4 protein-coding genes are annotated in these 6430 nt (G+C 42.8%); 2 read left to right on the top strand and 2 right to left on the bottom strand.

From position 1 onward, the window contains the following. Positions 1-911: 911 nt before the first annotated feature. Together CLV93_RS19955 and CLV93_RS19950 are read right to left on the bottom strand one after the other, a co-directional pair. Positions 912-1742, bottom strand: a complete 831-nt coding sequence (locus CLV93_RS19955; protein WP_106544002.1) for a helix-turn-helix domain-containing protein — start codon at positions 1740-1742, stop codon at positions 912-914. 91 nt (positions 1743-1833) lie between these two features. After that, on the bottom strand, positions 1834-2832 hold the full coding sequence (locus CLV93_RS19950) for an SDR family NAD(P)-dependent oxidoreductase (RefSeq protein ID WP_211297929.1): 999 nt from the start codon (positions 2830-2832) through the stop codon (positions 1834-1836). A gap of 1418 nt (positions 2833-4250) precedes the next feature. Between CLV93_RS19950 and CLV93_RS19945 the strand changes: the two genes are divergently transcribed. Beyond that, the gene (locus CLV93_RS19945; protein ID WP_106544000.1) at positions 4251-5165 is read left to right on the top strand and encodes a carboxypeptidase-like regulatory domain-containing protein; all 915 of its coding nucleotides are present in this window, start codon (positions 4251-4253) and stop codon (positions 5163-5165) included. 369 nt (positions 5166-5534) lie between these two features. Then, positions 5535-6323: a hypothetical protein gene (locus tag CLV93_RS19940; RefSeq protein ID WP_106543999.1), complete on the top strand. Its 789-nt coding sequence runs from the start codon at positions 5535-5537 to the stop codon at positions 6321-6323. The last annotated feature ends 107 nt before the right edge of the window (positions 6324-6430 follow it).

Below are 6430 nucleotides of genomic sequence, written 5' to 3'. Positions count from 1 at the left end.
CAACACACATTTCTGTCCAACAACAAGTATGAAAATATTGAATTAAACTAAGTCAATAATTAACAAAACCGGTCAACCATATTCAGGGAGCCACAACCTGTAACTAGTAACCTGAAACCTGAAACCTGAAACCCTTTCCCAACCTGAAACCAAGATACCACGCGGCCACAATATATCGTGCCCTAGAACCCGGGCAGCTAACGGAAATGTGAGCGACAAGTCATTCAATAATGCCTTTGTGACCTTTGTGCTTACTTTGTGTCCATTGTGGTATAATTTCTTACCACGAAGGACACTAAGGATTTTTCACAAAGAACACAAAGAATCCCCTCATCGAAGCAGAACAATAGAAACTACAGTAACAACAGAAACTCTTCTAACCGCGCACCACAACCTGAAACATGAAACCTGTAACCCTATAACAACAGCAACCGCACACCACAACCTGAAACCTTTCCCAACCTGAAACATGGATATCACACGGCCACAATATATCGTGGCCCTACCAGCAGCAGCACAAAGCAACATCGAAGCGGAACAATAGAAACCACAGCAACAACAGAAACTCTTCTAACCGCGCACCACAACCTGAAACATGAAACCTGTAACATGTAAACCTATAACAACAGCAACCGTACAGCGTAACCTGAAACATAGATACTACGCGGCCACAATATATCGTGGCCCGACAGCAGCGGCACAAAGGAACATCGAAGCCGAACAATAGAAACTACAGAAACCATAGAAACCTCTTCCCCAACCTGAAACCTGAAATATGAAACCTGTAACCCTATAACAACAGTAACAATAGAAACCATAGTAACAACAGAAACCATCCTAACCGCGAAGCGCAACCTGAAACTGCTCCACCAGCAACAACTGTCCTGACGTCATTGCTTCGGCCCCAACAGCTACCGGGACAGGTCAATGTTATGATCGCCTGGCAGTAGTTGTGAAGGAGAACATCCGTACTGTTTTTTGAAGGCGTAGGAAAAATGTGACAGATTCTCGAACCCGGTTTCGAGATAAACGTCAACCGGTTTTCTGTTCTTCTCCTTCAGCTGATAATGTGCCAACTCCAGGCGCTTCCGGGTTAGCCATTTCTGGGGTGTCATGCTAAAAGCTTTTTTGAAATCCCGCTTGAAAGTGGTCAGACTACGCCCGGTGAGGTAAGCAAACTTTGACGTCGTCATGTTGAACATGTAGTTTTTCTCCATGAATTCAGCCAGGTTGACTTTTCCCGGTTCCTCAAAATTGGCCAAAACATGGTCAATCTTTTGATCGATACTTCTGAGAATGCTAACAGCTTCCGTTATTTTTAATGAAGCTATATCTTCCGGTATATCGCTCATCTCAAAATAAGGTATCAAAGAAGACAGGCAACTCTGCAACAACGGATGATTGTTATAACTCAATATGTGTGGCGAAGCCGAAGGTTTTGGGTGAATGTCAAGCCTGGAGTAGAATTCTCTCAACCTTTCTGTGGAGAGATGCATCACAACCGTTTTATGGGGTTGTCCGTGCTTCGGATAGTTGATGATGGTAGCCAGCTGATTTCGTGGAATTAAAAATATATCTCCTGTCTTGAAATAATAGGTAGCGTCCGATTGCACAATTTTCGTCTCTCCTGAGATGAACCAGACGAGCATGTGATGGTCAAACATGATATCTGACTTAAAAAAGTTATCCTCATAAGAGGACAACTTGATGTCTTCGGTGATATATTTGGCTTTATACTCCATTAATTTGCTTTTTCATAGCCTTTAACAACGAAATCAATAACACAAAAATAGAAAGAATCATACAACTTCTTTTTGTTGAAACCGATCCCTATCAATCAACAATGAATGGTATCCCGGTCATTTCCTCGCTCAACCTCCACAATCGTTTGGCGCTGGCCTCATCCAACGAGTAGGTTTTTACTCCTGCCGTGAAGGTTTGTTCGTGGTTGATTTCTGCCACATCCGCATCTTCGCAGTAAACACCACCCAGGTTATTCAGTAACGGACTGGTCGCTGCCCAAACCGTTGTTGCGGCTCCCTGCGGAATGGTTTTTAATGAAGCCAGAACTTCCGGTTTCATGTTTCCTTCCTCATCCAAAAATCCCATTTGTTGGAAAAGCTCCAACGAAGCCTCTCTTGCCAGTTCCGTCCCTTGTATCGACCCCGGATGCAGGGAATAGGAGCGCACACCGAAATCTTTTGCCCGATTATCCAATTCCAGTGAAAACAGGTTGACAGCAGTTTTTGATTGCCCGTAAGCGGCGAGTGTTTCGTATTCCCGTTGCCCGAAGTTCGGGTCCTCAAAGTTGAAGGGAGCAAACTGATGCCCCTGGGAAGAAACGTTGATGACCCGGGCACCATTGGCTTGCTTCAGTGCCGGCCAGAGTCTTGCCGTGAGTTGAAACTGTGCGAGGTAGTTGGTCGCCAATTGCGATTCGATACCCCGGTTATCCCTACGCAGGGGAACCCACATAATTCCGGCATTGTTGATCAGCAAATGAACTGGTCTGCCGGAGTTTAAAAACTTTTCGGCAAATGCATCGATTGATTCCGGAACCATTAAATCCATCGGTTCAATTTCTACATTAGGAATGCCGCTTAGATTGCGTTTCGCCTTCTCAACATCGCGTGCCGGAACAATCACCACAGCTCCTGCTGATGCCAGTGTTTTGGTTGTTTCCAAACCGATACCGGTATTGCCCCCGGTAACAATGGCTGTTTTACCTTCGAGGTTCATACCCCTGATAACTTCGTTTGCTGTCGATTGTGCGTTAAAGCCACTACCCAGTGCTTTTTGTAACGCTCCCTGATAGTTGTTGTGTTCCATCATTTCAAAATTTTAATTGTTTTGATGAAACAAAGGTATCGGGAGATGAACGAGGCGGCTTTGTTGAAAAGGCCGAAGTTACTTTGTTGAAAAGACCACCGTTCCCTACCTCCTCTCTTCGGGTAGAGAGGAGGCGCTCCTGACGCAGGACGGGCGGGGTGAGTAGCATGATAAATCCCGAACCACAACCTGAAACCTAAATATCACACGGCCACAATATATCGTGGCCCTACAGCAGCAGCACAATGGAACATCGAAGCCGAACAATAGAAACTACAGAAACAATAGTAACGATAGAAACCTCTTTCTCAACCTGAAACCTAAATATCACACGGCCACAATATATCGTGGCCCTACAGCAGCAGCACAATGGAACATCGAAGCCGAACAATAGAAACTACAGAAACAATAGTAACGATAGAAACCTCTTTCTCAACCTGAAACCGGATACCGCACGGTCGCAATATATCCTGCCCTAGAACCCGGGCAGCTAACGGAAATGTGAGCGACAAGTCATTCAATAATGCCTTTGTGACCTTTGTGCTTACTTTGTGTCCATTGTGGTATAATTTCTTACCACGAAGGACACTAAGGATTTTTCACAAAGAACACAAAGAATCCCCTCATCGAAGCAGAACAATAGAAACGATAGTAACAATAGAAACTACAGTAACAACAGAAACTCTTCTAACCGCGCACCGCAACCTGAAACCCTAAAAACAATTAGTAATGAGAAATGAGTAATGAACAATCGAAAGACCATTCTATATCGTCTAATGTCTGGAGTCTACTGTCTTTTTCCTAACAACAGTAACTGCGCAGCGAAACCTAAAACCTTTAAACCAATGAACAATGAGAAATGAGTAATGAATAATTAAGCGGTCGATTAAACTAAACAGCATAGCACATGCTTCCTTCCTCTAACTACAGAAACGATAGTAACAATAGAAACCACAGCAACCGCAAAGCTCAACCTGAAACCTGTAACATGAAACCTGTAACTCTTTTAACAACTATCTTAAGAAGTCAACCCTCTCATAACCCTCCCATGTATGCACATACACAATTAGATACAAAAACTTTCAAAATAATTTAAAAAACTTTTCAGAAAGTTATGGTGTGCGCTATCCCTTTATTTATCGGGTGTGCGAAAAGGTGGTATGATAACATTGGGATAGTGTATTTATCATATATCCGTCACGCTGAAACAGTTAGCACAATAAACATTTTAGGTCGTAGTTTTAATTGCACTAGACTGTCCCCTAGCAGACTTTTTCTCCTTACAAATGACTTCATATCAGCACAATGAAGAACGGGACCCGATTGTGCCAAATGAAATCAATGTACACTGCCGATACATGACGATATAGGCATAGAGGCCTGTTATGTATACGATTAATTAACCTTTAAAACTTTTTTATATGAATTTATTTCAGAAAGCAAAATTGAAAATGTACCAGGTGGTCAATGATTTCCTGGTCGAAAACAGCGAAGCGGTCAACCTGCTTCCCAATCTCCCTGCGTACCACACTCAATTAGGTGAGAACATCGTGAAGCTGCAGAAGGCAGCGGCCAACGAGTCGAACAACTGGACCGGTCTGTCCGACTACAAGCAGGAAACGAAGGATGCCCTGGTGGTGGCTGCCCTTGAAGTGTCGAGCCGGCTGAGCTCCTATGCACGGCAGAACAACCGCCCCGAGCTACTGAAGAACACCTACTACACCGAGAGTAAGCTGCGGTACATCTCCGATTCCGACCTGAGCAGTAGCGCGGAAAAGTTGTACGACATCGCCGAGGCAAACCTTGAGGAGCTGGCCACCTTCGGCATTACCGCCGAAACGCAGACGGCTTACAAGGCGAAGATTGACGCGTTTAACAAGGCGATTCCCATGCGGCGCGACAGCATCACCGCACAAGTGAGGCAAACGAAGCAAACGGAGCAGTTGTTCCGCGATACCGATGGTGTGCTGAAGCAGATTGACAACCTGATAGAGATTGTGCGCAACAGCAATGCCAATTTGTATGTGGGTTATATGGATGCACGCAAGGTGATTGAAGTGGGGACCGAATCGCTGGCGGTGAACGGGAAGGTGTTCGATGCGGTGAGCCTGGAGGCCATTTCGGGTGTGGAGATTGAGCTGATGCTGCTGCCGCTGAACGGACATGCCCCGGTGCAGAAGAAAAGCGCCGAGAAAGGCGGGTTCCGGATTAAATCGCTGCAGTCCGGCATGTACCAGGTGAAAGCCGGCAAGCTCGGGTACACCGAGAAATTGCTCGACATTGTGGTGAACTCCGGCGAAACCACCGACCTCACCATTGCCCTCACCAAAAATTAAGCTACCGAAAAGCCCCGCGGAGTGCGGGGCTTTTGGTGTGAAATTCAATCGATTTTATTTGATGAACAATAAGTTTTATCAAATAAAATAATAACTTGAAGTGCCTTAATAACCAACAAAATGAAAACAGACCAGACCATATGAAACTCAAATCGAGTCAGACAGCGGAAACTTACCTCCATGCGTCAAAGCATCAAATGAAAAAGATAAAGAGATCTGTCGTTGAGTTTTCGAACATTCAACATAATAATGTACACAATACATCCCAATATGGGTGTATAACAACAACTCATCAACTGATATAAGAGAAATAACAACAATATTGATACACACTAGTTGCCACACATTTGAAAAGCAAAATTACCAAGAATGAACAAAATTCTTTTTTTAATACTAATTTCTTTACCAATTTGCAGTTTTGGACAAATTGCAAATAGATTGCAACCCGATAGCATATACACAAACCGACAAGTAAAGAAAATATTTGTTTATATGAATTCACCAAAAGACTTGTCTGAAATCATAGAATTTGACCAAACTGGAAAAAGAATACGCTCGACTAAATATAGCGCTTCGTACAATCGTAAAACAAGAAAAAGAAAAGGGATTGAAAAAGTAAATCTATTTGAATATAACAATAAAAATCAACTGGTTAGAATAATAGATTCAGTTGGAAAAGATACTACAACTTTCAAATATGGAAAAAATGGTAAGTTAAAGTCATCCATTGAAAAAGTAGGAAATTTTGTCTACGAAACAAAATACTATCACAAACCTTTCAGTTCGACAACTACGAGTAAGAACGATTCAGTAATTTTTTATCAAAAAACCACAGAATACGATAAGGACTTTTACGTCAATCGTTTTTACGGATTTGAATTAGAGCCTAAACTTAAAAAGATAACAGACACTATTAACGGAATTCCCAATACCCTTGCTTATAAGGACTATAATGATTTGGAGAAGTTTAAAGACGATGAAACAATTACGAATCATTTCGATGAAAAAGGCCAACTTATAAAATCAGAAATTCATTCGATAATTATGAATGACAGAGTAAATGAATGGGAGCTGAACTATAAATATTACGAAAATGGACTTTTGAAAAGCATTCGTGGTTATGTGCCAAGATATTTTAAATATGAATTTTGGAAATAAAAAACGTGTGGCAATCGAGTAGGCTGCCGATAGGCTAAATGCCTATCGGAGAACCTCTCACACCACTGTACGTACGGGCCTCGTATACAGCGGTTCATTAAGATGCG

It is taken from the genome of Prolixibacter denitrificans, from assembly GCF_003014495.1.
Taxonomy (GTDB): domain Bacteria; phylum Bacteroidota; class Bacteroidia; order Bacteroidales; family Prolixibacteraceae; genus Prolixibacter; species Prolixibacter denitrificans.
Note: the sequence above shows the minus strand (reverse complement) of the source record. Positions and strands in the feature narration are given on the sequence as shown.

Bases quoted from the DNA above. Each gene is read 5' to 3' on its own strand.
- CLV93_RS19955 (WP_106544002.1), bottom strand. From the start codon at position 1,742: ATGGAGTATAAAGCCAAATATATCACCGAAGACATCAAGTTGTCCTCT.
- CLV93_RS19950 (WP_211297929.1), bottom strand. From the start codon at position 2,832: ATGATGGAACACAACAACTATCAGGGAGCGTTACAAAAAGCACTGGGT.
- CLV93_RS19945 (WP_106544000.1), top strand. From the start codon at position 4,251: ATGAATTTATTTCAGAAAGCAAAATTGAAAATGTACCAGGTGGTCAAT.
- CLV93_RS19940 (WP_106543999.1), top strand. From the start codon at position 5,535: ATGAACAAAATTCTTTTTTTAATACTAATTTCTTTACCAATTTGCAGT.